The organism is Ruegeria sp. AH12 (genome assembly GCF_056541465.1).
This window is the reverse complement of record NZ_JBQFYL010000178.1, coordinates 1-641: the sequence shown is the minus strand read 5'-3', so window position 1 is coordinate 641 and position 641 is coordinate 1. Positions and strand designations below refer to the sequence as shown.

At 59.3% G+C, this 641-nt stretch carries 2 protein-coding genes; both read left to right on the top strand.

Annotated elements, in window-relative coordinates:
- Positions 1–300: Hsp70 family protein (locus ACR0EL_RS22450; protein ID WP_480502352.1), on the top strand; the 300-nt coding region annotated here is incomplete at its 5' end.
- Positions 301–374: 74 nt separating this feature from the next.
- On the top strand, positions 375–641 hold a 267-nt coding region (locus ACR0EL_RS22445; RefSeq protein WP_480502351.1), incomplete at its 3' end, for a DnaJ domain-containing protein.

The following is a 641-nucleotide window of genomic DNA, read 5'->3' as shown; positions in this document are numbered from 1 at the left end:
CTCGTCCACGCGACCGAGAAATCGAGCGAGGAACATGGCGACAAGGTCGACCCGTCGACCGTAGAAGCGATCGAGCTGGCCGTTGCTGCGCTCAAGGATGAGCTGGAAACGGACAATGCCGACAAGATCAAGTCGGGCATCCAGAACGTGACCGAAGCGGCCATGAAACTGGGTGAGGCGATCTATAAGGCACAGGCGGAAGAGGGCGAAGATGAGCCCGCAGCCGCAGATGCCGCGCCGGGTGACGATGACATTGTCGACGCCGAGTTCGAAGATCTGGACGACGACAAGCGTAACTAACGGGTAACCGGGCCAATTTGGGCCGGTCCGGTTGCCGGGCCGGCCCGATTACGTTGAGGCAGAAGGAAATACTGATGTCCAAACGCGACTATTACGAAGTGCTCGGCGTGTCCAAGGGCGCTTCTGCGGATGAGATCAAGAAAGGCTTTCGCTCGAAAGCCAAACAGCTGCATCCCGATCGCAACAAGGACAACCCCGATGCCGAAGCGCAGTTCAAAGAGGCCAACGAGGCTTACGATGTTCTGCGTGATGCTGACAAGAAAGCCGCTTATGACCGCTTTGGTCACGCTGCGTTTGAAAACGGCATGGGTGGCGGCGGCGGCCGGCCCGGTGGCGGCTTC